This window comes from Streptomyces sp. NPDC051364 (genome assembly GCF_040682115.1).
GTDB lineage: Bacteria > Actinomycetota > Actinomycetes > Streptomycetales > Streptomycetaceae > Streptomyces.
Window position 1 is genome coordinate 116,724 of record NZ_JBFBAH010000007.1, and the last position, 21,065, is coordinate 137,788.

Genomic DNA, 21,065 nt, shown 5'->3' on the forward strand with positions numbered 1-21,065 from the left:
ACGGAAGAGCGTATTTGGACGGCAGACTGGTGCGAGCTGTGCCGGTGGAAGGAGGCGGGTATGCAGCACGGTCCCGCGGTGCGTCGGCGCAAGCTCGGCGAGGAACTGCGCGCGCTGCGCGACCGGACCGGACTCACCAGTGGTGAGGCGGCCCGGATCGCGGGGTGGCACCAGTCGAAAATCAGCCGCATCGAAACAGGGCGCAGTGGCGTGAAACCGGAGGACATCCGCCGCCTCCTCGATGTCTACGCAGAGGTCGTCAGCCCCGAGCAGCGGGCGCTGCTGGAGGCCCTGTCGGCCTCGGCGGCGGGCCCCGGGCCGGGCGGGGACACCGGGCGCGGCCGCCAGTGGTGGCACGACTACCGGGGGCTGCTGCCGCAGGAGTACCGGGATTTCATCAGCCTGGAGGCGAGCGCCCGCTCGGCCCGTACCGTCGAACTCTCCGTGGTGCCCGGCCTGCTGCAGACCCCGGAGTACGCGCGGGCGGTGACCCGGGCCGCGCTCGGCGGGCTGCCGGAACCCAAGGTCGACGCGCTGGTCGACGTACGGCTGGCCCGGCAGTCGGTACTGCGGGCCGATCCGCCGCTGGAGCTGAGCGCCGTACTGGACGAGGCGGTGCTGCGGCGGCAGATCGGCGGCCCCGGGGTGATGGCGGCGCAACTGCGGCATCTGGCGCAGGTGGCCCGACTGCCCCAAGTGCGGTTGCAGGTACTTCCGTTCAGCGTAGGGGGTCATCTCGGCCTGACCGGACCGTTCGTTATTTTCTCATTTCCGAACATCGCTGATCTGGATGTGGTGGTACTCGACCATTTGACGAGTAGCCTCTATCTGGAGCGGAAGGAAGACCTCGAGGCGTACAGCGCCGCATTCCGCACCATCCAGGCGCACGCCCTCCCGCCCCAGGACTCGTCGGATCTCATCAGCTCACTCGCTGACGACGCGTAAGGAGGCACCCCCGTGTCCGCAACCCCCCTCTCCACCAGCGGACTTCTGATCAGCGCGCGGTGGCGGCGGAGCAGCCGCAGCACCGGAATGAACAACTGCGTGGAAACGGCCGTCCTCAGTGGCACCGGCCTGCTGGCCGTCCGCGACTCCAAGCGGACGGACGGCCCGGCCGTGCTCTTCACCGGGCCGGCCTGGGACGGCTTCCTCGCATCCGTACGGGCGGACGTGCTCGCATGACGCCCTAGCGGTCCGTGGCTCCGGCCGGGGCGGTCCCCAGGATCGTCTCGACGGCCCGGTCGATCTCGTCCCCCGTGAGATCGGCCCGTGCGGTCAGCCGCAGCCGGGAGATGCCGTCCGGCACCGACGGCGGACGAAAGCATCCCACGGACAGACCTGCCTCGCGGCAGTCGGCGGCCCAGCGCAGTGCCGCCGAAGCCGACGGGGCCCGTACCGACACCACGGCCGCGTCCGGCCGGGCCGCGGTCAGGCCGGACGCGGTGAGCCGCCCGTACAGCCGGTCGGCCACCTCGCGGGCCCGGCCGGCGCGCTCCGGTTCCCGCTGGAGCAGGCGCAGGCTCGCCAGCGCCGCACCCGCGGCGGCCGGTGCCAGCCCGGTGTCGAAGATGAAGGTCCGCGCCGTGTTGACGAGGTGCCGGATCACCTTGGCCGGGCCGAGCACCGCTCCGCCCTGGCTGCCCAGGGACTTCGAGAGCGTGAGGGTGGCGACCACTCCCGGCGCGCCCGCGAGTCCGGCCGCGTGCAGGGCTCCGCGGCCGCCCTCCCCCAGTACGCCGAGCCCGTGGGCGTCGTCCACGACCAGGGCCGCGCCCTCCTCCCGGCAGGCGGCCGCGTACGCCGCGAGCGGGGCGGCGTCCCCGTCCACGGAGAACACCGAGTCGCTGACCAGCAGCGCCCTGCCCTCGTGCGTGGCGAGCGTCTTGCGCGCGGCCTCCGGGTCGGAGTGCGGGATGACCTCGGTCCCGGCGCGGGAGAGCCGGCAGCCGTCGACGATCGAGGCGTGGTTGCCGGCGTCGGACACGACCAGGGTGCCCCGGTCGCTGAGCGCGGTGACGGCCGCCAGATTGGCGGCGTACCCGGAGGACAGGACGAGCGCGGCCTCGAACCCGCAGAAGGCCGCGAGTTCCCGCTCGAGCTCCGCATGGAGCTCGGTCGTACCGGTCACCAGGCGTGATCCCGTGGCCCCGGCGCCCCACCGCTCGGCCGCCTCGCGCGCGCCGCGCACGGTCTCCGGGTGCCGGGACAGGCCGAGGTAGTCGTTGCTCGCGAGGTCCAGCAGCGGCGAGGAGGCCGGGCGGGGGCGCAGCGTCCGGACCAGCCCGGCCTTCTCACGCGCCCGCTCCGCGTCGTCGATCCAGGCGAACACGTCATCGGGCTCGGGGCTCTGCTGGGGCATCGGCGGGTCCTCGTGTTTTGTCGGCTGTCCACAGGCGTGCCTGACCCTAACGGCCGTCACCCGAGTGCCAGGTGTGGCGATACACACACTCCGTTCCGGCCATGTTGTGCGATCTCTCCTTGGCCGGGAGTGGTCGTGTGGTCCAGGATCGGCGTCATGGACCTGCTGAACACCCTGGTGGACAAGGGGCTGCGGCGCGAGCTGCCGACCCGCGAAGAGGCACTCGCCGTACTGGCGACCTCTGACGACGAACTGCTCGACGTGGTGGCCGCGGCCGGCAAGGTGCGCCGCCAGTGGTTCGGGCGTCGGGTCAAGCTGAACTACCTGGTCAACCTGAAGTCCGGGCTCTGCCCGGAGGACTGCTCCTACTGTTCCCAGCGGCTGGGATCGAAGGCGGAGATCCTCAAGTACACGTGGCTGAAGCCGGAGGAGGCCTCCCAGGCCGCCGCGGCCGGTGTGGCGGGCGGCGCGAAGCGCGTCTGCCTGGTGGCGAGCGGGCGCGGTCCGACGGACCGCGACGTGGAGCGGGTCGGCAAGACGATCGAGGCGATCAAGGAGCAGAACGAGGGCGTCGAGGTGTGCGCATGCCTCGGCCTGCTCTCGGACGGCCAGGCCGAGCGCCTGAAGGACGCGGGCGCCGACGCCTACAACCACAACCTCAACACGTCCGAGGCCACCTACGGTCAGATCACCAAGACCCACACCTACGCGGACCGGGTCGACACGGTACAGAAGGCGCACGCGGCGGGCCTGTCCGCCTGCTCCGGTCTCATCGCGGGCATGGGCGAGAGCGACGAGGACCTGGTCGACGTCGTCTTCTCGCTGCGCGAGCTGGACCCGGACTCGGTGCCCGTCAACTTCCTGATCCCGTTCGAGGGCACCCCGCTGGCCAAGGAGTGGAACCTCACCCCGCAGCGCTGCCTCCGGATCCTCGCGATGGCGCGGTTCGTCTGCCCCGACATCGAGGTCCGGCTCGCCGGCGGGCGCGAGGTGCACCTGCGCACCATGCAGCCGCTGGCGCTCCAGCTGGTGAACTCGATCTTCCTCGGCGACTACCTCACCAGTGAGGGCCAGGCCGGCCAGGCCGACCTCGACATGATCGCGGACGCCGGCTTCGAGGTGGAGGGCGCCGGTACGACGACCCTCCCGGCGCACCGCGCGGACGCGATGGCCGCGGCCGCCGCGGCCCACGGACCCTGCGGCTCCTCGGCGGCCGAGGCGGGCTGCGGCGCGGCGTGCGGCGGCTGCTCGGGCCACGAGCCCGAGGCCGCCCCGGCACAGGCGGCGGCCCAGGCGTCGGTGCAGGCGCCGGCTCAGGCTTCGGCGGGCGAGGTCCGCCCCGGCCTGGTGGCGGTCCGCCGCCGGGGCGCAGGGACGGACCTCGCGCCCAATGCCTGACCCGCACCACGCGATGCCGGCCGCGGAACTGCTCGCGCTGGACCGGCAGCACGTCTGGCACCCGTACGGCCCCATGCCCGGGCGGCAGGAGCCGCTGGTCGTCTCCTCCGCCTCGGGCGTCCGGCTGCGGCTGGCCGAACCCTCCCAGGGACAGGACGAGCTGGTCGACGGCATGTCCTCCTGGTGGTCGGCGATCCACGGCTACAACCACCCGGTACTGAACGAGGCCGTGACCGACCAGCTCGGCCGCATGTCCCACGTGATGTTCGGCGGGCTCACCCACGAGCCCGCCGTCCGGCTGGCCGCCCGGCTGGTGGAGATCACCCCGCCCGGCCTGGAGCACGTCTTCCTCGCCGACTCGGGCTCGGTCTCGGTCGAGGTCGCGGTGAAGATGTGCCTCCAGTACTGGCGTTCCATCGGCCGAACCGGCAAGACCAGGCTGCTGACCTGGCGCGGCGGGTACCACGGGGACACATGGACGCCGATGGCGGTCTGCGACCCCGAGGGCGGTATGCACGAGCTCTGGTCGGGGATCCTCCCCCGCCAGGTCTTCGCCGACGTGCCGCCGAGCGGCTTCGACGCGCCCGTGGACCCCGCGTACGTCGACCACCTGCGCTCCCTGCTGTCCGCGCACGCGGACGAGCTGGCCGCGGTGATCGTGGAACCGGTGGTCCAGGGCGCGGGCGGCATGCGCTTCCACAACCCCGGCTACCTGCGGGTGCTGCGCGAACTGTGCGACGAGTACGACGTCCTGCTCATCCTGGACGAGATCGCAACGGGCTTCGGCCGCACCGGCGCCCTGTTCGCGGCGGACCACGCGGGGATGACCCCGGACGTGATGTGCCTGGGCAAGTCCCTGACCGGCGGCTACCTCACGCTGGCGGCCACGCTGTGCACGGAGCGGGTGGCGGACGGGATCTCCCGGGGCGCCGTACCGGTCCTCGCGCACGGGCCGACGTTCATGGGCAACCCGCTCGCCACGGCGGTGGCGCTGGCCTCGATCGACCTGCTGCTCGGCCAGGACTGGCAGCGTGAGGTCAAGCGTATCGAGGCGGGCCTCGTGGCGGGCCTGGCCCCGGCGCGGGACCTGCCCGGCGTCCGGGACGTACGCGTCCTGGGCGCGATCGGCGTGGTCCAGCTGACCCACGAGGCCGACGTGGCCGCGGCGACCCGGGCGGCGGTCCGCGAAGGCGTGTGGGTGCGCCCGTTCAGGGACCTGATCTACGTGATGCCGCCGTTCGTCACGGGCGACGGCGACGTGGCCCGCATCTGCCGCGCGGTGTGCGCGGCGGCGGCGGAGGGCTGACATGACGGTACTCATGGTCTCGGGCACGGGCACGGAGATCGGCAAGACGGTGGTCACGTCGGCGATCGCGGCGGCCGCGGTGGCGGCGGGCCGCTCGGTGGCGGTCCTCAAGCCCGCGCAGACCGGCGTGGACGCGACCGAGCCGGGCGACGCGGCGGAAGCCGTCCGCCTGGCCGGCTCCACGGTCACGGCGGTGGAACTGGCCCGCTACCCGGAGCCGTTGGCCCCCGACACGGCGGCCCGCCGCGCGGGCCTGCCCACGGTCTCGCCGAGCGCCGTCGCGGAGGCGGCGAACCGGCTCGCCCGGTCCCACGACCTGGTCCTGGTGGAGGGCGCGGGCGGTCTCCTGGTCCGCTTCGACGAGGCGGGCCACACGTTGGCCGATGCGGCCCGCCTCCTCGGCGCCCCGGTGCTGGTGGTCGCCCCGGCGGCCCTCGGCACCCTCAACTCCACGACCCTGACGGCCGAGGCCCTCCGGGCACGGGAGCTGGAGGCCCTGGGCGTGGTCATCGGCAGCTGGCCGGCCGAGCCGGACCTGGCCTGCCGCTGCAACCTGGCGGACCTCCCGTCCTCCTCGGGGCTCCCGCTGCTGGGCGCCGTCCCGGAGGCTTCGGGGTCCCTGTCCCCGGAGTCCTTCCGCACGGCGGCCCCCACCTGGCTGTCCCCCGCCCTCGCGGGCACCTGGTCCCCGGAGTCGTTCCTGACGGCCTGGCAGCCCTGATCCCGGAATCGGACCTCATCGGCCCGGCGGCGCCACCCGGCCCGCCGGGCCGTTCCGGCCGCGGCGCGTTCAGTGGCCGCCGCGGGGCTCGTTGCAGCCGCCCTCCATGTAGACCCCGTGGGCCTTCACGCTCATCGGCGGGGTCACATGGCCTGTCACACACGGCCCGCTCTCCGGAATCGACAGGACGAACGAGAGGTTGCCCGTGCTCGATGCGTACACGCCTCCGGTCTCCAGCTTGTAGCCCATCCCGGTCAGGAGCCCGCTGAGCTCCTCCTTCGACTTCGGACCGCCCTTCCCGTCCTCGCCGCCCAGCGCCTTCTTGATCCGCGCGGCGTGCGCGTCGCCCCGGCACTTGGTCGCAGGCGTGAGCGTGGCCTCGTTCTTGTACGCGTGGTTCTCCGCGTACTTGCGCGCTGCGGGGTCCGTGGGGAGTTCACCGGGCGTGGCCGACCCGGTCGGGGCCGCACTCTCCTTGCCCTCGCACAGCTCGGCCACCTCGGGGAAGAGCTTGTCGTGGCGGGCCACCGCGGCTGCCGCCTCGGCGGCGTAGTCCGGGGTCCGGCCGGGCGACAGCACCGGGGACGGGTCCGCAGCCGCGCCGCTCCCGGACACCGTGGTGCCGCAGGCGGTCAGCGCGAGTAGTCCTGCAGCGAGCAACACGGCGCCGGCGGGGCTGGTACGGGATGTCACTTGGTCTCCACTTTCCCTGGGCGGGCCCCGGCGGGCGGGGCGGATCCCCCGATTGTCCCCACCGCAGGTCCCGGGCTCCTGAGTACGCGTACTCAATCGACACGCGGACGGCCGTCCCCGACGAGCACCCCGGCGGGGCCGCGGGAGGCGGTCCCGCCCGCCGGCGCCGGTTTTGCCGGCCGCCGGCGCCGGTTTTACCGGCCGCCGGGACGGGGAACAGCCCGGAAGGGCAACCGCACCCGCCGCCACCCCGCCCCGGAGACCCGCCATGGCCACACCGCACCAAGACCCGGACTCCGTCGACCACCCGCTCTTCGCCCGGTTCTACGCCCGGTTCAGCACCACCGCCGATACCCGCGGAGGTATCGCCGCCCTCCGCAGCGAACTCCTGCACGGGGTCTCCGGCCGGGTCATCGAGATCGGCGCCGGCAACGGCCTCAACTTCGCCCACTACCCGCGCGCCGTCTCCGAGGTCGTCGCCGTCGAACCGGAACGGAGACTGCGCCGGCTCGCGGCCGACGCCGCCCTGCGCGCCGGGGTACCCGTCGACGTCGTGCCGGGTGTCGCCGAGGCCCTCCCGGTCAAGAGCGAGGCCTTCGACGCCGCCGTCGCCTCCCTCGTGCTGTGCACCGTGCGGGACCTGCCCCGCTCGCTCGCGGAGCTCCACCGGGTGCTGCGCCCCGACGCCGAGCTCCGCTTCTTCGAGCACGGCCGGGCGCCCACCCGCGGCATGGCCGCCGTCCAGCGCACGCTGGACCGGACCGTGTGGCCCCACCTCTTCGGCGGGTGCCACACCTCGCGGGACCCTGCCGCCGCGATCGAGGCGGCCGGCTTCCGGGTCGTCTCGTACCGCAGTTTCCGGCTGCCCGAGCGCGGACCGGCACTCCCCACCTCGTACTGCGTGATCGGTTCCGCCCGCCGCGGTCCCGCGTAGGGGTGTCCGGCGCCCGGCGGGCCGGGCCCGGCCCGCCGGGCCTCAGCCGCCCAGCGGCTTGACCCAGCGTGTCCAGGTGTCCTGGCGGTGGTACCCGACCGCGTCCCACGCCCCGTGCGCCTGCTCGTTGCGGTCCAGCACCATGGCGTCCGCACGCCGTCCGCCGAGCGCCTCGAAGCGCTCCTCCGCGGCGGCCAGCAGCGCCGATGCGATGCCCTGGCGGCGGTGTGCCGGGTGGACCGCGAGCCGGTAGAGGTGGCAGCGCCAGCCGTCGAAGCCGGCGATCACGGTGCCGACCAGTTCGCCTTCGCGCCGGGCGAGCAGCAGGGCGTGCGGATCGCGGGCGTGGAGCTGCTCGACCCCGGCGAGGTCGTCGCTGATACTCGTTCCCTCGGCAGCGGTCTTCCAGAAGTCGAGCACGGCGGTGAGATCGGCGCCCGACGCGGGACCGATGTGAAGATCGCTCATGTCCGGATCCCATCATCCGGGTGCACTCCGCCAAATGAATGATCCGATCTCTTTGCCCGTCCTTTACCCTTGTGGAGCAAGCCGACCGACCCGATCGAAAGGTGTGAGCGTCCGCCCATGGGCGAGCCCCCCAGTACCCGACATCGCGCGATACCCCTCCTCCTGGCTGATCATGGAACGGAGGTGACCGACCGATGACCGAAGTGCTCCTGCTCCTCGTGGCGCTGCTGCTCTGCCTTGCCTGCGGAGTCTTCGTCGCGGCCGAGTTCTCGCTGACCACCGTCGAGCGCAGCGAGCTCGACCAAGCCGTCGAGCGCGGTGAGCGCGGGGCCGAGAGCGCCCTGGCGGCCGTGCGCAGCCTGACGTTCCAGCTCTCCGGCGCCCAGCTCGGCATCACCGTGACCGGCCTGGTCATCGGCATGATCTCCAAGCCGTCGATCGCCGCCCTGCTCCAGGGCCCCTTCGAGGCCATGGGGCTGTCGGCCGGCGCCGCTTCCTCCACCGCCCTGATCCTGGGCACGGTGCTGTCGACCGTCGTCCTGATGGTCGTCGGCGAGCTGGTGCCCAAGAACTGGGCGATCTCGTCCCCGCTGGCCATCGCCAAGCGGGTGGCCACCATGCAACGGGTCTTCAGCCGTGCCTTCCGGCCGTTCATCAGCCATCTGAACAGCACGGCGAACCACATGGTCCGCCGGTTCGGCATGGAGCCGGCCGAGGAGCTGGCCTCCGCGCGCACCCCGCAGGAGCTGGTGGCGCTGGCCCGGCACTCCGCCAAGGCGGGCGCGCTGGAGAAGGACACCGCCGAGCTGTTCGTACGGACCCTGAACCTGGCCGACCTGACCGCGGAGAACGTCATGACCCCGCGCGTCCAGGTCACCGCCCTCGACGTGCACACCACCGCCGAGGACGTGGCGAACGCGACGCTGGCGACCGGTCTGTCGCGCTTCCCGGTCTACCGGGGCAGCCTCGACACCGTCGTCGGCACGGTCCACATCAAGGACGTGCTCGCGCTGCACGCAGAGGAACGGCGCCGCCGGCCCGTCTCCCAGCTGCTGCGCCAACCGCTGCTTGTGCCGGAGTCGCTGACCGTGGACCGACTGCTGGACCTGCTGTCCGGCCGCCAGACGATGGCCGTGGTGATCGACGAGTACGGCGGCACCGCCGGCGTGGTCACCCTGGAGGACATCGTCGAGGAGGTCGTCGGCGAGGTGCGCGACGAGCACGACCCGCACGAGACCGCGGACCTGGCCCCGGCCGGTACGGACGCCTCCGGGCGCCGCCTCTACTCCGCCGACGGCGCCGCGCGCACCGACCAGCTGGAGCGGATCGGACTGCGCGTGCCGGACGGCCCGTACGAGACGCTGGCCGGGCTGATAGCGACCGAGCTGGGCCGGATCCCGGCCGTCGGCGACAGCATGGAGCTGGGCGGCTGGCGGATCGACGTGGTGGACGCCAGCGGGCGGCGGGCGGCGCGGGTGCTGCTGCACGCGCCCGTCGAGCCGTCGCAGGACATGGGTGGGGAGGGAGCCCGATGACGGTGCTCCAACTGCTGATCGGCCTGGCGACCCTGGTCGTCAACGCCTTCTTCGTCGGCGCCGAGTTCGCGCTGATCTCGGTGCGGCGCAGCCAGATCGAGCCGTACGCCGAGCAGGGCGACCGGCGGGCCCGCGCCGTGCTGTGGGGCCTGGAGCACCTGTCGGCGCTGATGGCGGCGGCGCAGCTCGGCATCACGCTGTGCACCCTGGTCCTCGGTGTGGTGGCCGAGCCGGCCATCGCCCACCTGCTCACCCCGCTGTTCGACCTGTTCGGGGTGCCGTCCGGGCTGACGCACGCGATCTCGTTCGTGGTGGCACTGGCGCTGGCGACGTACCTGCACATGCTCTTCGGCGAGATGCTGCCGAAGAACGTGGCCCTGTCCGAGCCGGTGCGCACCGCGCTGCTGCTCGGCCCGCCGCTGGTGACCCTGGCCCGGGCGCTGAAGCCGGTGATCTTCGCGATCAACGCCTTCGCCAACCTCCTGCTGCGGCTGCTGCGGGTGGAGGTGAAGGACGAGGTCGCGGCGACCTTCACGGACGACGAGCTGGCCCGGATCGTGAAGGACTCCAGTAACGCCGGGCTGATCGACGACCGGGCGAGCGAGCGGCTGCACGACGCCCTGGAGCTGGGCCGGCGGCCGGTCACCGATGTGGTGCTGCCGCTGGACGGGGTCGTGGTGGCCCGGGAGGGCATCACGCCGGCGGGACTGGAGCGGCTGTCGGCCGAGTCCGGGTACTCCCGCTTCCCGGTTATCGATGCCCAGGCGAGGATCCTCGGATACCTGCACGTCAAGGATGCTCTGGACGCGGACGGACCGGAGCGGGACCAGCCGTTCCCGGTGTCCGTGCTGCGCCCGATCGCCCAGGTGCGGGCCGAGACGCCGCTGGACGACGTGCTGACCGCGATGCGGCGCAGCCGGACGCACCTGGCGGCGGTCATGGGTTCGGGCGGGGCGATGACGGGCCTGGTCACGATGGAGGACGTGCTGCGCGAGCTGTTCGGCAGGCCGGCCTCCGCCTGACGCGGCTGCTACCGCGCGGTACCCCGGCCCTGCGGGGCCGGCGTACCGCGCGGTAGCATCGCTCCGCCATGGAGATGAATGCGCCTTACACCAGTTTCGTCGCGGTCGGCGACTCCTTCACCGAGGGCATGTCCGACCTGCTGCCCAACGGCTCCTACCGCGGCTGGGCCGATCTGCTGGCCGCCCGCCTCGCGGCGCGCGAGCCCGGCTTCCGGTACGCGAACCTCGCGGTCCGCGGGAAGCTGATCGGGCAGATCGCCGAGGACCAGGCCCCGGTCGCGGCGGCGATGCGCGCCGATGTGGTGACCCTGGTGGGGGGCCTGAACGACGCCCTGCGTCCGAAGGTCGACATGGGCCGGGTGCGCGGGCACCTGGAGGAGGCCGTGGGGCTGCTGGCCCCCACGTGCAAGACGCTGGTGCTGATGCGCTCCCCGGGACGCAACGGGCCGGTGATGGACCGCTTCCGGCCGCGCATGGAGGAGCTCTTCGGCATCATCGAAGAGCTCGCCGCCCGGCACGGGGCCCTGGTGGCGGACCTGTACGGGGCCGGTGTGCTGGCCGACCCCCGCATGTGGGACATGGACCGGCTGCACCTGACGGCCGAGGGCCACCGCCGGGTGGCGGAGGCGGTCTGGCAGACGCTGGGACTGCCGCCCGAGCAGGACTGGCGCGCCGAGCTCGCGCCCGCGGTGCCCCCGGGCTGGGCCGTGCGCCGCTCCCAGGACCTGAGCTTCGCGCGGCAGCACCTGCTGCCCTGGGTCGGCCGCCGGCTGACGGGCCGCTCCTCGGGGGACGGCCGCCCGGCCAAGCGCCCGGAGCTGCTGCCGTACGAGGCCACCGCGGGCGAGCGGCTCTCGTAGCAAGGCACAATCCGGGGCAGGGTCGCCACCTGCGTAAACGCACAGCTGCGGCCCAAGTAGAATCCCTACACGTGACAGCCAAGCCCCGCATCCCCAATGTCCTGGCCGGCCGCTACGCCTCCGCGGAGCTCGCCGTCCTGTGGTCCCCCGAGTACAAGGTGACGCTGGAGCGGCGGCTGTGGCTCGCCGTACTCCGTGCCCAGAAGGACCTCGGCATCGACGTCCCGGACGCCGCCCTCGCCGACTACGAGCGTGTCCTGGAGACGGTCGACCTCGCCTCCATCGCCGAGCGCGAGAAGGTCACCCGGCACGACGTGAAGGCCCGCATCGAGGAGTTCAACGCCCTCGCCGGCCACGAGCACGTCCACAAGGGCATGACCTCCCGCGACCTCACCGAGAACGTCGAGCAGCTGCAGATCCGGCTCTCGCTGGAGCTGGCCCGCGACCGCACGGTTGCCGTCCTCGCCCGCCTCGGCAAGCTGGCCGGCGAGCACGCCGAGCTGGTCATGGCCGGCCGCTCCCACAACGTCGCCGCGCAGGCGACGACCCTGGGCAAGCGCTTCGCCACCGCGGCCGACGAGCTGCTGGTCGCCTACGACCGCCTGGAGGACCTGCTCGGCCGCTACCCGCTGCGCGGGATCAAGGGCCCGGTCGGCACCGCCCAGGACATGCTCGACCTGCTCGGCGGCGACGCCGCCAAGCTGGCCGACCTGGAGCAGCGGATCGCCACCCACCTCGGCTTCGCCCAGGCCTTCACCTCGGTCGGCCAGGTCTACCCGCGCTCGCTCGACTACGACGTGGTCACCGCCCTGGTGCAGCTGGCCGCCGCCCCCTCGTCGATCGCGAAGACGATCCGCCTGATGGCCGGCCACGAGCTGGTCACCGAGGGCTTCAAGCCCGGCCAGGTCGGCTCCTCCGCGATGCCGCACAAGATGAACACCCGCTCCTGCGAGCGCGTCAACGGCCTGATGGTCATCCTGCGCGGCTACGCCTCGATGACCGGTGAGCTGGCCGGCGACCAGTGGAACGAGGGCGACGTCTCCTGCTCCGTGGTCCGCCGGGTGGCGCTGCCCGACGCGTTCTTCGCGTTCGACGGCCTGCTGGAGACCTTCCTGACGGTCCTCGACGAGTTCGGCGCCTTCCCGGCGGTCGTGGCTCGCGAGCTGGACCGCTACCTGCCGTTCCTCGCGACCACCAAGGTCCTGATGGGCGCGGTGCGGGCGGGTGTCGGCCGCGAGGCCGCCCACGAGGTCATCAAGGAGCACGCGGTGGCCTCCGCGCTCGCCATGCGCGAGCAGGGCGCCGAGCGCAACGAGCTGCTGGACAAGCTGGCCGCCGACGAGCGGATGCCGCTGGACCGGGCCCAGCTCGACGCCCTGATGGCCGACAAGCTGTCCTTCACGGGCGCCGCCGGTGACCAGGTCGCCGCGGTGGTCTCCCGTATCGAGGCGATCGCCAAGCAGCACCCGGAGGCCGCCGGGTACACGCCGGGATCGATCCTCTGACCCCCGAAGAGCTGAGCGCCGCCCGTGACCGCGTCATCCCGGACGTGGTCGCGGGCGGTCTGCGCGTGCTGTTCTGCGGGATCAACCCGGGTCTCCTCTCCGCCGCGACGGGCCATCACTTCGCCCGCCCCGGCAACCGTTTCTGGCCCGTCCTGCACCTGTCCGGCTTCACCCCGCGCCGCTTCGCTCCAGCGGAGCAGGAGGAGCTGCTGACCTACCGGCTCGGCATCACCAACGTCGTCGCCCGCGCCACGGCCCGGGCGGACGAGCTGAGCGCCGAGGAGTTCCGCGAGGGCGGCCGCATCCTGACCGCCAAGGTGGAACAGCTGCGCCCGCAGTGGCTGGCGGTCGTCGGGGTCACGGCCTACCGCACGGCTTTCGACGAGCGAAAAGCCCAGATCGGCCCCCAGGACCGGACCATCGGCTCCACCCGCATCTGGGCGCTCCCCAACCCCAGTGGCCTCAACGCCCACTGGACGGCAGAGTCCATGGCCCAGGAGTACGCCCGCCTCCGCGTGGCCGCCGAGGCAACCCCCTAGGGCGGGTCGATCACGGTCACCGCGGCCATGAGCTGCGGTGAGTGGTCGGCCCCCCAGCGGGCCTCGTAGACGGCGACCCAGCGGTCCCCGGCCCGCCACAGGTGCAGGTGCTCGCTCGTGTCGCCGATCTCCTGCCACGGCTGCTCCACCTCCCCGGACTCCGCCCGCAGCTTCAGGCTGTCGAGCGTGAACCGGTCGGGCTTCCCCCACCGCTCCTCCAGCCGCTGGGTCAGGGCCTCGTACTCGGCGGACACCTGGTCCTCGTGCGCCAGGCGCTCGGCCGCGTCCTCGTCCCCGTACCACCGGCTCCCGCCCAGCTCGGCGAGGTGGTAGCCGGGCCCGCTGGTGCCCACTTCGGACCTGCCCCGGACTTCGGGGAAGTCACGCGTCCGGAGCCGGTCGATCGTGTCGAGATGCTCTGCCGTGGTCATGCCGTCAGTATCCCGGGACCCACTGACAACTGGCTCGGCGTCACGCATCCCGCCGGTGCACGGCCGTCCAGCCGCCGGCCACCGCGGCCAGCGCCCACAGCGCCAGCACCCCGAGGCCGCTCCAGGGACCCAGCCGACCGGCGGAGTCCAGGTGCATGACGAGCTGCCCCGCCTGGTCCGGAAGGAACTCGGCCGCACCGCCGGCGGCCTGGCCGATGATGAACGGAGCCATGACGACGAAGGGTATGAGCACACTCAGCACGACCGCCGCACTGCGCAGCACCGCCGTCAGCCCGGCCGCGAGCAAGGCCATGAGCATCAGGTACACACCGCTGCCGAACACGGCGCGGAGGGTGCCCGGATCCCCCGGCGAGAGCGCGTACCGGCCCATCGGCACCTGGCCCAGGACGAAGGTGAGAAGGCCGGTGATCTGGCCGACCACGAAGGCGAGTACGCCCACCACGGCGATCTTCGACAGGTAGAAGCGGGTACGGTTCGACACCGCGGTCAGCGAGGTGCGCAGAGCGCCGTTGTGGAACTCGGCGGACAGCACGCTCGCCCCGAAGGCGAAGGCCGCTATCTGGCCGAAGTTGACGCCGTAGAAGGCCCCGAGGAGCGGATCGTCCCCCATGCTGCCGGCTTCGGCCTGGCCCATGGCCGCGGCCGTCAGCACCTGGATCCCCACCGTCGCGGCGAAGACGGCGATCAGCGCTCCGAAGGTGCCGCGGAGGGACCGTATCTTGATCCATTCCGAGCGCAGGACGGGGACGGTGGGCAGAGCAGTGCTCATGGCGAAGCCTCCTGAGTCAGGGGAAGTCAGTGGGTGGCGGCGAACCGGGCGTGGTCGGCGGTGAGGTCGAGGTAGGCCTGCTCCAGCGAGGCGCGTTCGTCGGAGAGTTCCAGCACGGGGATGCCCTCGCTGGCTGCCATGCCGCCGAGCTGCTCGGCCCGTATGCCGTCCACGGTCCAGCGCGCGTCGTCGGCTCTCGCCATCTCGAAGCCCTCCCGGGCCAGGGCCGCCCGTAGCCGGACCGGGTCGGAGGTGCGCAGGCGCACCTTCGGGGTGCTGCGGGCTTCGATGAACTCCTCCATGGAGGAGTCGGCCAGCAGCCTGCCCTGACCGAGCACGACCAGGTGGTCGGCGAGCGCCGCGGTCTCGGACATCAGATGGCTGGAGACGAGCACCGTGCGTCCCTCGGCGGCGAGGCTCCGCATCAGCTCACGGATCCAGATGATGCCTTCGGGGTCGAGGCCGTTGGTCGGCTCGTCCAGCAGCAGCACCGCGGGATCGCCCAGCAGCGCGGCGGCGATCCCGAGGCGTTGGCGCATGCCGAGCGAGAAGGTCTTGATCCGCCGCCCGGCCGCCGACGCGATGCCTGCCTGCTCCAGCACCTCTTCGACCCGGCCCACCGGGATGCGGTTGGCGGCGGCGAGGATGCGGAGGTGGTCCCTGGCGGTGCGCCCGCCGTGGGCCGCCTGTGCGTCCAGCAGCGCGCCGACCCGGTGGAGCGGGTCGGGGAAGTCGGTGAACCGCGCGCCGCCGATGGTGGCCGTCCCCGAGGTCACCCGGTCCAGGCCCAGCAGCAGGCGCATCGTGGTGGACTTCCCGGCTCCGTTGGGGCCGAGGAACCCGGTGACCCGCCCGGGCAGTACGTCGAAGGTGAGGTGGTCCACGGCCCGGGTGCGGCCGTATTCCTTGGTCAGTTCTCGGATCTCGATGCTGTTCATGGCTCAAGACTCGCTGCCCGACCCACCCCCTTCCCTCCCCCGTGCGAGGGTGCCGTCTCCCCCACGTGGGGGAGACGCGGCCGGGCCGCGCACTGCCACGATGGGCGCATGTACCGACTGCTCCGTGCCCCGCTCCAACCGGTGACCTACTCACGCTGGTTGCATCTGTGCGTGCCCATGCTGCTGCTGGCCCTGTGGATGTTCATAAAGCCGGCGTGGCCGTGGATGCCGTTGGTCATCGTCATACCGTTCGGCCTGGTGCCGTGGGTGCGGCTGGCGGAGGGGCTGCAGGCCCAGTTCCTGCTCACGCCGCACGACCGCGTCGCCCCCGACAGCGGCATCAGTGCCGCGCCGTCGGCGCGGTGGGGCGACCGGTGGCGGACGCTGCTGTGGCTCGAGGCACGCCTCGTCATCGCGCTCGCCGCCATGGCCGCGACCGTGTTGCTCCCGGCGACGACGGTCGAACTGATCACGGCGGCGCTCGGGCACCCGCTCAACTCGGACCTCATGATCCCCTTCGCTCCGCCGCGTTGGGCCGCCGCGCTCCTCGTTCCGGTGCCGCTGGTCCTTCTCATCGTCATAGTGGTGCTGCTGGGCGAGCTGGTCACCTCCGTCGCGCACCGGCTGCTGGGGCCTTCCGCCGCCGAGCGGCTCACCGCCCTGGAGGCCCGCACTGAGCAGCTGCTGGAGCGGACCCGCATCGCGCGGGAGCTGCACGATTCGATCGGACACGCCCTGACGGTTGCCGTGTTGCAGGCGGGCGCGGCCCGGGCCGCCGGCGACCCGGAGTTCACCGTCCGTGCTCTGGGCGCGATCGAGGAGACGGGCCGGGTCGCGCTGGAGGATCTGGAACGGGTCCTGCTGGTCCTGAGGGAGTCGCCACAGCCCGCCTCGCAACGGCCGACGCTGGTGGAAGCCGACCGGCTGCTGGAGTCGGCCCGCGCCTCGGGGGCGGAGGTGGACGCGCAACTGACGGGGCGGCTGGAGCAGTTGCCGGGCCCGGTCACCCGGGAGGGTTACCGGATCCTGCAGGAGGCGCTCACGAACGTGCTGCGGCACTGCGGTCCGGTGCCGGTGCGGGTCCGGGTGGAGATGGCCGTCGGCAGGCTGGACATGGAGGTGACGAACCCGCTGCCGGAGGGACCCGCCTTCATCCCCGGCAGCGGGAGCGGGCTGCGCGGGATGCGGGAGCGGGCCGCACTGCTCGGCGGAGAGGCCGAGACCGGGCCGTTCGAGGGCGGTTGGAGAGTGCGCGCTCGGCTTCCGCTGGAGCGAATACGCTGACCGGATGCCGGTTACCGTTCTGCTCGTCGATGACGAACCCCTGGTACGTGCGGGTCTGCGTGCCGTCCTGGATTCCCAGCCCGACATCGAAGTGGTGGGTGAGGCGGCCGACGGGGCCTCCGTCGTCCCGCTCGTCCGGCAGTTGAGGCCGGACGTGGTGGCGATGGACGTGCGGATGCCGCTGCTCGACGGGATCGAGGCGACACGGGCGGTGCTGCGGACCGTGGACTCTCCGCCGAAGATCCTCGTGGTGACCACGTTCGAGAACGACGAGTACGTGTACCAGGCCCTGCGGGCCGGGGCGGACGGGTTCCTGCTGAAGCGGGCCCGCCCCTCCGAGATCGTGCACGCGGTACGGCTCGTGGCGGAGGGCGAGACGCTGCTCTTCCCCGCGGCCGTACGGGCCCTCGCAGCGGAGTACGGGAACCGGCAGGCGCGGGCGGTGCTGGAGCGGGCCGCGCTGACCGAGCGGGAGGAGGCGGTGCTGCGGCTGATGGCGCGAGGGCTGACGAACGTCGAGATCGCCCGCGAGCTGATCGTCGGCACGGAGACGGTGAAGTCCCATGTGAGCGCGATTCTGGGCAAGCTGGGGGCGCGGGACCGGACCCAGGCCGTGATCGCGGCGTACGAGTCGGGATTCGTCGCCCCGGCGTGAGTCGCCCCGGCCTGAAGGGAACAGCCGGTTCCGGCCGATGGGGGGCTGGATCTCGCCCCGGCCCCGGGGGCGCAGTACCATCCGGCAGACAAGCTCGCTAGCTGGGAGGACACACGTTGGGGCAGCTGACCGGCGGGGATCCCTCTCTGCTCCGGCGGATCAATTCGGCCGTGGTGCTGCGTGCGCTGCGGGCGGCGGAATCGCCGACACTCACCGACCTCACCCGGGTGACCGGGCTGTCCCGGCCGACCGTCGAAGGCGTGGTCGAAGGGCTGATCGGTACCGGGCTCGTCGTCGAGGCGGGTGCGGAGGAGGGCGCGCGGCGCCAAGGGCGGCCGGCCAGGCGCTACCGGTTCCGGGCCGAGGCGGGGCACCTCCTCGGCATCGAGATCGGCTCGCACCGGATCGCGGTGCTGCTGTCCGGGCTGGACGGGCGGGTGATCGGCGCCGGCACCAAGGAGGTCGCCGAGACGGCGTCAGCCGACGAGCGGCTCGAGCGGGTGCGGGCGGCGGTCGCCGATCTGCTGCGGCGGGCCGGCGTACCGCGCGACTCCCTGCGGGCGGTCGGCGTCGGCAGCCCCGGCATCGTGGAGGCGGACGGCACCGTGCGCCTCGGCACGGCCCTGCCCGGCTGGACCGGTCTGCCGCTCGGCGAGCGGCTGCGGCGCTCGTTCCGCTGCCCGGTACAGGTGGAGAACGACGCCAATGCGGCAGCAGTCGCCGAGCACTGGAAGGGCGCCGCGCAGGACACCGACGACATGGTGTTCGTGATGGCGGGGCTCAGCCCCGGGGCGGGTTCCCTGATCGGGGGCCGGCTGCACCGCGGGTTCGGCGGGGCGGCCGGCGAGATCGGTGCCCTGCACCTGCTGGGCCGCGAGGTCACGCCCGAGAAGCTGCTGTCCATGACCGGCGAACCACTGCATCCGCTGGACGAGCAGGCGGTGGCCGAGGTGTTCGCCATGGCCAAGCGGGGCGACGAGCAGGCCGTGGCTGCGGTGGAGCGCTTCATCCAGCGGCTGGTGCACGATGTGGCGGCGCTGGTGCTGGCCATGGATCCGGAGCTGGTCGTGGTCGGCGGCTGGGCGGCCGGCCTGAACGGGGTGCTGGATCCCCTGCGCCGGGAGCTGGAGCGCTACTGCCTGCGCCCGCCGCGCGTGGCGCAGTCCCTGCTCGGCGAGGCCGCGGTGGCCACCGGAGCCCTGCGCCTGGCGCTGGACCATGTGGAGGAAGAGCTCTTCGCGGTGGAGAAAACGGTCACAACCCGCCGCCGCTGACCGCGCCCCGGCCGGCTCCCGGGGTCACCGCCGGGGAGATGCCCCGGCTCTGGGCCTCCGGTCCGGCGCCGACTGCCGCCCGGCGGCGCCCGAGCGAGCTGCCGCAGCCACCGCCGGGCGGCCCCGGGCGCCGGTCCACCGCTGGCTCCCCGGCCCGCCGCTGACTCCGTCCCTGTCGGGTCCCGCAGTCACAGCCGGGGGAGCCCGGCCCCTCGCCACCCCGGCCCTCGGGTGTCGGCCCGCCGGGGGCCGGAAGCCCCGAAGCCCGATAGCCCGGGTAGCCCGGCAACGCTGAACGGCCCTGTTCCCGTTGGTGCGGGGGCAGGGCCGTTCCGGGGCGCGGGAGTCAGGAGGCGACGCGGGCTTCGTGGGTGATCTCCACGTCTCCCGTGTCGCCGAAGGTCAGGCGGCAGGTGTCCGCGCGGTACGTGGCGACCGAGACGGCGGCCGTTCCCGCGGCGGTGAAGTAGCGGGTGGTGACCACCAGCACCGGGGCGCCCGGCAGCCGGTCCAGTTCCTTGGCGTCGTCGGCCCGCGCCGAGCCGAGTTCCACCGAGCGGTCCTGGCCGTCCAGGGCGAGCTTCTGGAGCTCGCGCAGCACGGCGCGGGCCCGGGCGGGTCCGGCCGGGGCGTCGATGGCGGAGAGGCCGGGCACGGAGGCGGCCGGCACGTACAGCAGCTCGGCGGCGACGGCCTGGCCGTGGGAGACCCGGCTCCGGCGCACGGTGTGCACGGGCTGGTCGGCGGCGCCGCCGAGAAGCTTCAGGACGGCGGCGGACGGCAGGACGGCCCCGGCCACGTCCACGATCTCCCAGCCGTCGGCGCTTTCGCCGGGCCAGCTGTGCCCCGTGCTGCCGACGGCCACGCCGACCCGCGGCGGGGCGACGGTGGTGCCGACGCCGCGGCGGCGCTGCAGGCGGCCTTCGAGTTCGAGCTGTTCCAGAGCCTGCCGCAGGGTCGCGCGGGCGACTCCGAAGCGGGCTGCGAGCTCACGCTCGTTCGGCAGGACCTCGCCCACGGAGAAGTCGCGGTCGAGCGCCTCGCTGAGGACGGTCTTGAGGTGCCAGTACTTCGGCTCCGGCACCGTTTCGAGCTGCGTGGTCCCCACCCTGACTCCTCCTGCCATCGCTGCAATCGCCGTGTTCCAGCGGCAGTTCCGCGCCTTTGTTTATTAAAGGTTCCTGCACTATCCCTGCGACGATAGGACGGCACACCCCCTTGGTCAAGACCAATCCTCACCCCTTTACCGGGCAGATCGGGCATACGTATCAAGCCGTTCATGCGATGTTTTCGCTCACTCCGACGGGCACTCCGACAGGCACGCCGACACGCACGCCGACATCCGCCGGAGGCTTGTCGTAGCGGGCTACCGGGCGGTAATCATGACGTCAGGCATTACTGACAGCCTGTCTCACACGCGTCCACCCGACGAGGAGCAGCATGACCGCCACGGTCTCCTTCCCGATCGAATCGCAGCTGGGCCCCCGCACCGCCACCGTCGCCTACGAGCGCAAGGGCGCCGGCGCACCGCTTCTCCTGCTGCACGGCATCGGCCACCACCTCCAGGCCTGGCACCCGGTGATCGACATCCTGGCCGCCGAGCACGACGTGATCGCCGTCGACCTCCCCGGCTTCGGCGTCTCGGAGCCCCTGCCCAAGGGGGTGCCGTACGACCTCGGAACCTTCGTCCCCGCACTCGGTGCGCTCTGCTCGGCCCTCGGCGTCGAGCGCCCGCACGTCGTCGGCAACTCCCTCGGCGGCCTCCTCGCGCTCGAGATGGGCCGCAGCAACCTGGCCCGCTCGGTCACCGCGCTCTCCCCCGCCGGCTTCTGGACCGAGGCCGAGCGCAAATACGCCTTCGCCACCCTCCGCGCGATGCGCGTCGGCGCGCTCACGCTGCCCCACTCCACCCTGGAGCGGCTCTCGCGCAGCGCCGCCGGCCGGGCCGCGCTGACCGGCACCATCTACGCCCACCCGGCCCGCCGTTCACCGCAGGCCGTGGTCGCCGAGACGCTCGCCCTGCGCGAGGCGACCGGCTTCGACGAGACCCTGGCCGCGGGCCGCTCCGTACGGTTCACCTCGGACGTGCCCGGCCTGCCGGTCACCATCGCCTGGGGCTCCCGCGACCGGCTGCTCCTGCCGCGCCAGGGCGTACGCGCCAAGCGCGCGGTGCCCGACGCCCGGCTGATCCGGCTCCGCGGATGCGGTCACGTCCCGATGAACGACGACCCGGCGCTGGTCTCCCGTGTGGTTCTGGACACGGTGCGCGCCACAACCAGCCAGGTGGGCTGAGCGGCTGACGGCTGTTCATCCACGGTTCGGTTGCGCGACGCGGGCGGGCCGGTGTGCGGCG

The 21,065-nt window shown here is 72.9% G+C and carries 22 protein-coding genes; 15 read left to right on the forward strand and 7 right to left on the reverse strand.

Annotated elements, in window-relative coordinates:
* Positions 1-60 precede the first annotated feature (60 nt).
* On the forward strand, positions 61-945 hold the full coding sequence (locus AB0M76_RS17450) for a helix-turn-helix transcriptional regulator (protein WP_266669248.1): 885 nt from the start codon (positions 61-63) through the stop codon (positions 943-945).
* Positions 946-957: 12 nt separating this feature from the next.
* Positions 958-1,182 carry a DUF397 domain-containing protein gene (locus AB0M76_RS17455; RefSeq protein ID WP_365953642.1) on the forward strand — a complete coding sequence of 75 codons (225 nt, stop codon included), beginning with the start codon at positions 958-960 and terminating at the stop codon, positions 1,180-1,182.
* Between the two features lie 4 nt (positions 1,183-1,186).
* On the opposite strand, the gene AB0M76_RS17460 is transcribed toward AB0M76_RS17455, so the two are convergent.
* On the reverse strand, positions 1,187-2,359 hold the full coding sequence (locus AB0M76_RS17460) for an 8-amino-7-oxononanoate synthase (RefSeq protein WP_365953643.1): 1,173 nt from the start codon (positions 2,357-2,359) through the stop codon (positions 1,187-1,189).
* A 156-nt stretch (positions 2,360-2,515) separates the two neighbouring features.
* On the opposite strand from AB0M76_RS17460, the gene bioB reads away from it, so the two are divergent.
* Genes bioB through bioD form a run of 3 tightly spaced genes read left to right on the forward strand, consistent with a single transcriptional unit; the run spans position 2,516 to position 5,784 of the window.
* The gene (gene bioB / locus AB0M76_RS17465; protein ID WP_365953644.1) at positions 2,516-3,757 is read left to right on the forward strand and encodes a biotin synthase BioB; all 1,242 of its coding nucleotides are present in this window, start codon (positions 2,516-2,518) and stop codon (positions 3,755-3,757) included.
* Positions 3,750-5,063, forward strand: coding sequence for an adenosylmethionine--8-amino-7-oxononanoate transaminase (locus AB0M76_RS17470; RefSeq protein WP_365953645.1), 1,314 nt, complete (start codon positions 3,750-3,752; stop codon positions 5,061-5,063). Before bioB ends, AB0M76_RS17470 begins: the two co-directional genes overlap by 8 nt.
* A 1-nt stretch (position 5,064) precedes the next feature.
* Positions 5,065-5,784: a dethiobiotin synthase gene (gene bioD, locus AB0M76_RS17475; protein ID WP_365953646.1), complete on the forward strand. Its 720-nt coding sequence runs from the start codon at positions 5,065-5,067 to the stop codon at positions 5,782-5,784.
* Positions 5,785-5,853: 69 nt separating this feature from the next.
* Here bioD and AB0M76_RS17480 read toward each other — a convergent pair whose 3' ends face one another.
* Positions 5,854-6,477, reverse strand: a complete 624-nt coding sequence (locus AB0M76_RS17480; protein ID WP_365953647.1) for a hypothetical protein — start codon at positions 6,475-6,477, stop codon at positions 5,854-5,856.
* 268 nt (positions 6,478-6,745) lie between these two features.
* Between AB0M76_RS17480 and AB0M76_RS17485 the strand changes: the two genes are divergently transcribed.
* Positions 6,746-7,411, forward strand: a complete 666-nt coding sequence (locus tag AB0M76_RS17485) for a class I SAM-dependent methyltransferase (protein WP_365953648.1) — start codon at positions 6,746-6,748, stop codon at positions 7,409-7,411.
* A gap of 42 nt (positions 7,412-7,453) precedes the next feature.
* Here AB0M76_RS17485 and AB0M76_RS17490 read toward each other — a convergent pair whose 3' ends face one another.
* Positions 7,454-7,879, reverse strand: coding sequence for a GNAT family N-acetyltransferase (locus AB0M76_RS17490; RefSeq protein WP_365953649.1), 426 nt, complete (start codon positions 7,877-7,879; stop codon positions 7,454-7,456).
* 194 nt (positions 7,880-8,073) lie between these two features.
* Between AB0M76_RS17490 and AB0M76_RS17495 the strand changes: the two genes are divergently transcribed.
* The 5 genes from AB0M76_RS17495 (at position 8,074) to mug (ending at position 13,340) form a co-directional block, all read left to right on the forward strand.
* The gene (locus AB0M76_RS17495) at positions 8,074-9,414 is read left to right on the forward strand and encodes a hemolysin family protein (RefSeq protein ID WP_365953650.1); all 1,341 of its coding nucleotides are present in this window, start codon (positions 8,074-8,076) and stop codon (positions 9,412-9,414) included.
* A complete protein-coding gene (locus tag AB0M76_RS17500; protein WP_365953651.1) occupies positions 9,411-10,436 on the forward strand; it encodes a hemolysin family protein in 1,026 nt (341 codons plus the stop codon). Before AB0M76_RS17495 ends, AB0M76_RS17500 begins: the two co-directional genes overlap by 4 nt.
* Positions 10,437-10,504: 68 nt before the next feature.
* Positions 10,505-11,296 (forward strand): SGNH/GDSL hydrolase family protein, encoded by a 792-nt coding sequence (locus AB0M76_RS17505; protein WP_365953652.1) that lies wholly within the window; start codon positions 10,505-10,507, stop codon positions 11,294-11,296.
* Positions 11,297-11,367: 71 nt separating this feature from the next.
* Complete coding sequence (gene purB / locus AB0M76_RS17510; protein WP_266669237.1) at positions 11,368-12,801, forward strand: adenylosuccinate lyase; 1,434 nt, start codon at positions 11,368-11,370, stop codon at positions 12,799-12,801.
* Positions 12,798-13,340 carry a G/U mismatch-specific DNA glycosylase gene (gene mug, locus AB0M76_RS17515; RefSeq protein WP_365953922.1) on the forward strand — a complete coding sequence of 181 codons (543 nt, stop codon included), beginning with the start codon at positions 12,798-12,800 and terminating at the stop codon, positions 13,338-13,340. The genes purB and mug overlap by 4 nt, the downstream gene beginning before the upstream one ends.
* Here mug and AB0M76_RS17520 read toward each other — a convergent pair.
* Genes AB0M76_RS17520 through AB0M76_RS17530 form a run of 3 tightly spaced genes read right to left on the reverse strand, consistent with a single transcriptional unit; the run spans position 13,337 to position 15,499 of the window.
* Complete coding sequence (locus AB0M76_RS17520) at positions 13,337-13,771, reverse strand: hypothetical protein (RefSeq protein WP_365953653.1); 435 nt, start codon at positions 13,769-13,771, stop codon at positions 13,337-13,339. The two genes, mug and AB0M76_RS17520, sit on opposite strands and share 4 nt — an antisense overlap.
* Positions 13,772-13,811: 40 nt before the next feature.
* Entirely contained in the window at positions 13,812-14,561 is a 750-nt protein-coding gene (locus AB0M76_RS17525; RefSeq protein WP_365953654.1) for an ABC transporter permease, read from the reverse strand.
* Positions 14,562-14,587: 26 nt separating this feature from the next.
* Positions 14,588-15,499, reverse strand: a complete 912-nt coding sequence (locus AB0M76_RS17530; RefSeq protein WP_365953655.1) for an ATP-binding cassette domain-containing protein — start codon at positions 15,497-15,499, stop codon at positions 14,588-14,590.
* Between the two features lie 108 nt (positions 15,500-15,607).
* Between AB0M76_RS17530 and AB0M76_RS17535 the strand changes: the two genes are divergently transcribed.
* The 3 genes from AB0M76_RS17535 to AB0M76_RS17545 all read left to right on the forward strand — a co-directional run bounded on the left by AB0M76_RS17535 (position 15,608) and on the right by AB0M76_RS17545 (position 18,712).
* Positions 15,608-16,783: a histidine kinase gene (locus AB0M76_RS17535; RefSeq protein ID WP_365953656.1), complete on the forward strand. Its 1,176-nt coding sequence runs from the start codon at positions 15,608-15,610 to the stop codon at positions 16,781-16,783.
* A gap of 4 nt (positions 16,784-16,787) precedes the next feature.
* Complete coding sequence (locus AB0M76_RS17540; RefSeq protein ID WP_365953657.1) at positions 16,788-17,438, forward strand: response regulator transcription factor; 651 nt, start codon at positions 16,788-16,790, stop codon at positions 17,436-17,438.
* A 116-nt stretch (positions 17,439-17,554) separates the two neighbouring features.
* Positions 17,555-18,712, forward strand: coding sequence for an ROK family transcriptional regulator (locus AB0M76_RS17545; RefSeq protein ID WP_365953658.1), 1,158 nt, complete (start codon positions 17,555-17,557; stop codon positions 18,710-18,712).
* A gap of 346 nt (positions 18,713-19,058) precedes the next feature.
* Here AB0M76_RS17545 and AB0M76_RS17550 read toward each other — a convergent pair whose 3' ends face one another.
* Positions 19,059-19,820: a GntR family transcriptional regulator gene (locus AB0M76_RS17550; protein ID WP_365953659.1), complete on the reverse strand. Its 762-nt coding sequence runs from the start codon at positions 19,818-19,820 to the stop codon at positions 19,059-19,061.
* Positions 19,821-20,152: 332 nt separating this feature from the next.
* Here AB0M76_RS17550 and AB0M76_RS17555 point away from each other — a divergent pair, with 332 nt between their 5' ends.
* Positions 20,153-21,004 (forward strand): alpha/beta fold hydrolase, encoded by an 852-nt coding sequence (locus tag AB0M76_RS17555; protein ID WP_365953660.1) that lies wholly within the window; start codon positions 20,153-20,155, stop codon positions 21,002-21,004.
* The last annotated feature ends 61 nt before the right edge of the window (positions 21,005-21,065 follow it).